At 73.8% G+C, this 3,303-nt stretch carries 4 protein-coding genes; 1 reads left to right on the top strand and 3 read right to left on the bottom strand.

Going from position 1 to position 3,303, the window contains the following annotated elements:
• Positions 1–53: 53 nt before the first annotated feature.
• Together ahcY and WML84_RS14070 are read right to left on the bottom strand one after the other, a co-directional pair.
• Complete coding sequence (gene ahcY, locus WML84_RS14075; RefSeq protein ID WP_347346765.1) at positions 54–1,514, bottom strand: adenosylhomocysteinase; 1,461 nt, start codon at positions 1,512–1,514, stop codon at positions 54–56.
• 26 nt (positions 1,515–1,540) lie between these two features.
• Positions 1,541–1,747: a DUF3499 family protein gene (locus WML84_RS14070; RefSeq protein WP_347346764.1), complete on the bottom strand. Its 207-nt coding sequence runs from the start codon at positions 1,745–1,747 to the stop codon at positions 1,541–1,543.
• Between the two features lie 327 nt (positions 1,748–2,074).
• Here WML84_RS14070 and WML84_RS14065 point away from each other — a divergent pair, with 327 nt between their 5' ends.
• Positions 2,075–2,512: a metallopeptidase family protein gene (locus WML84_RS14065; protein ID WP_347346763.1), complete on the top strand. Its 438-nt coding sequence runs from the start codon at positions 2,075–2,077 to the stop codon at positions 2,510–2,512.
• A 13-nt stretch (positions 2,513–2,525) separates the two neighbouring features.
• On the opposite strand, the gene WML84_RS14060 is transcribed toward WML84_RS14065, so the two are convergent.
• Positions 2,526–3,303: DUF5719 family protein (locus WML84_RS14060; RefSeq protein ID WP_347346762.1), on the bottom strand; the 778-nt coding region annotated here is incomplete at its 5' end.

The raw sequence follows: 3,303 nt of genomic DNA, 5'->3' as shown, positions 1-3,303 counted from the left end.
GCAGAAAGGTGTCGCCAACAGGACACGGGTGAAGGATGCCGGCATCCGCCCGATCAGTAGCGGTAGTGGTCCATCTTGTACGGGCCGTCGACGGGCACGCCGAGGTAGGCGGCCTGCTCGGCGCTGAGCGTCGTCAGCTCGGCGCCGAGGGCACCCAGGTGCAGGCGGGCGACCTTCTCGTCGAGCACCTTCGGCAGCGTGTGCACGCCGACCGGGTAGGCGTCGGCGCGCGTGAACAGCTCGAGCTGCGCGAGCACCTGGTTCGTGAACGACGCGCTCATGACGAACGACGGATGCCCCGTCGCGTTCCCCAGGTTCATCAACCGGCCCTCGCTGAGCACCAGCACGCTGCGGCCGTTCGGCAGCCGCCACTCGTGCACCTGCGGCTTGATCTCCACGCGCTCGGCGCCCGGGAGCGCGGCGAGGCCCGCCACGTCGATCTCGTCGTCGAAGTGGCCGACGTTGCCGACGACCGCGAGGTGCTTGAGACCGAGGAGGTGCTCGACGGTCACCACGTTCGTGTTGCCGGTGCCGGTGATGACGATGTCGACGTCGCCGACCACCGACTCGAGCCGCGCGACCTGGAAGCCGTCCATCGCCGCCTGCAGCGCGCAGATGGGGTCGACCTCGCCGACGATCACGCGCGCGCCCTGACCGCGGAGAGCCTCGGCGGCACCCTTGCCGACGTCGCCGTAGCCGACGACGAACGCCGTCTTGCCGCCGAGCAGCACGTCGGTCGCGCGGTTCAGCCCGTCGGGCAGCGAGTGGCGGATGCCGTACTTGTTGTCGAACTTCGACTTCGTCACCGAGTCGTTGACGTTCATCGCGGGGAACAGCAGCGCGCCCTCGGCGTGCAGCTCGTACAGGCGGTGGACGCCCGTCGTGGTCTCCTCGGTGACGCCGATCAGCCCCGCGGCGATGCGCGTGAAGCGCTGCGGGTCGCGCTCGAGGCTCGCCCGCAGGGTGTCGAGCACGATGCGGTGCTCGGCGCTCGCCCCCTCCTCCGGCTCGGGCACGGCGCCGGCACGCTCGGCCTCGACGCCGCGGTGCACGAGCAGGGTGGCGTCGCCGCCGTCGTCGAGGATGAGGTTCGGGCCGTCGAATCCCTCGGCCGACCAGTCGAAGATACGGTCGGCGAGGCGCCAGTACTCCTCGAGCGTCTCGCCCTTGAACGCGAACACCGGCACGCCCGCGGGCTCGGCGACGGTGCCGGTCGGCCCGACCACGACCGCGGCGGCGGCCTCGTCCTGCGTGGAGAAGATGTTGCAGCTCGCCCAGCGCACCTGCGCGCCGAGGTCGACGAGCGTCTCGATGAGCACCGCGGTCTGCACCGTCATGTGCAGCGATCCGGCGATGCGGGCGCCGCGCAGCGGCTGCGACGGGCCGAACTCCTCGCGCAGCGCCATGAGGCCGGGCATCTCGTTCTCGGCCAGCCGGATCTGATGGCGGCCGGCCTCGGCCAGGCCCAGGTCGGCGACGACGTGGTCGATCGCGGATGCGGAGGGGTGCGGCATCCGCTCATTCTCGCACGCGGGTCGGATCAGGTGCGCAGCGTCTCGTGCCGGACGATGATCCAGCCCTTGGGCACCGAGAGCCGGTCGGTGTGGATGGCGCACAGGTCGTGCGCGTGCGGGTCGTGCCGGCCGCCGAGGGGGCCGATCGCCGCCATCTGGTCACCGTAGTCGTAGGTCAGGGTCGCGACGGCCTCGCGCGCGCAGCCCACCTTGGAGCACAGTCTCTCGAGCATCGTCTCACCGTAACCCGCGTTCGGGCGGCGGGGACGGATGCCGCGCCGCCGCTCTCCCCGACCCACGACGCGCCCCGTGGCACCGACGCGACGGCGTCCACCGCCGAAGGCGAGCACGCCGATCCTCACGAAGGCGACAGCTCACGCCGCCCCGGGCGGCGATCCCAGCGGCGACCCCGCACCCGCCGCCTCGAGGCCGTGGTCCGGCGAGCGCTGCGCTCATGGTGGCGGCTCGCGACAGCTCACGTCGCCCCAGGCGACCGCACCCGCCCCTCGAGACCCGGGACGGGACCGCCGACCGGCGCGACGCGCGCCTAGGCTGGGGGCATGATCAGGCGACGCCCGCGGCACACCGCCGCCCGCCCGGCACGCGTCTCGCGCCACGGTGCGCACGGGCGCGAGGGACGCAGCCCCGTCGTCCGTCCCCCGCTGCCGCCGCTGGAGACCCGCGCCGACCGCTTCGAGCTCGCGATCGGCAGCGCCGCGGAGTTCCTGCGCAGCGCCTGGCCCGAGCTGCGCGACGTGCGGTTCGAGGCCGGCACGATGCCGCCGGCGGCCGACGACGACGGCATCCCGCGTTGGAGCGTCTTCTCCGACGAGCGCCGCATCGTGCTGTACCGCCTGCCGATCGAGCGCCTCAGCCACCTGCACCGGCAGGACGACCTGCACCGCCGCATGATGGTGGAGAGCTGCGTGTTCCGCGCCGCCGCCGAGTACCTCGACCGCGACCCGTGGGACCTCGGCCCCGAGCGCTTCCGCTTCTAGCGGTCGGGCCGGCTCAGCCGGGATAGACCACGACGGGCGCCGCCGCGGTGTCGGCCGGCGTCACGACGAAGCTCGCCACCGCCCCCTCGCCCGTGTAGGTGACGTTCGCGTGCACCGGCTCGTCCGCGGGGATCAGCTGATACACCCCGCCGGCCTGCACGGGATACTGCACCGAGCCTCCCGCGGGGACCGCGAGGTCGACGATCACCCCGGCGCCGGTCGCCTCGACCACGCGCACGACCGTGCCGGCATCGCCGCCGTTCGCGATCGTGAGCATCGGCGCGGGTCCGTCGGCGATCGCGGCGAGGCTCGGCACGGTCACCGCGTCTGCGGCGGGGTACCACGCGAAGTCCGCCCCCTCGACGAACCCGGTCGTCGACCACACCGCCGCGACGACGGGGGCCGTCGACTCGACGCGCGCCGTGTAGGCGCCGACCTGGAGCCCGCCGAGCTCTACCTCGAGCGGCGCTCCCGCGGTCAGCGGCACGGTCTGCGGCTCGAGCGCGGGCACGCCGCTGCCCACGGGCGTGATCGTCACCGTGGCGGTCGCGTCGGCCGAGGGCGACAGCAGGCGCACCATCGTGCCGACGTCCGACGCGCCGGGAGCGCCCGGGGCGCGCGTGACCGAGAAGGCGGGCACGACCTGGGCCGTGCCGGGCACCGCCGCGACGCCCACCTGCTCGACGCCGCCGGCGACGAGCGTGCGCGTGATGCTCGCCTGCAGCGAGGCCTGCACCGGCGCCCCGGTCGCGGTCACGCGCACGACCGGGCTCTTCTCGCCGAGTCCCAGC

Source organism: Microbacterium sp., from assembly GCF_039812165.1.
Classification (GTDB): domain Bacteria; phylum Actinomycetota; class Actinomycetes; order Actinomycetales; family Microbacteriaceae; genus Microbacterium.
This window is presented reverse-complemented; position numbering and strand designations above follow the sequence as displayed.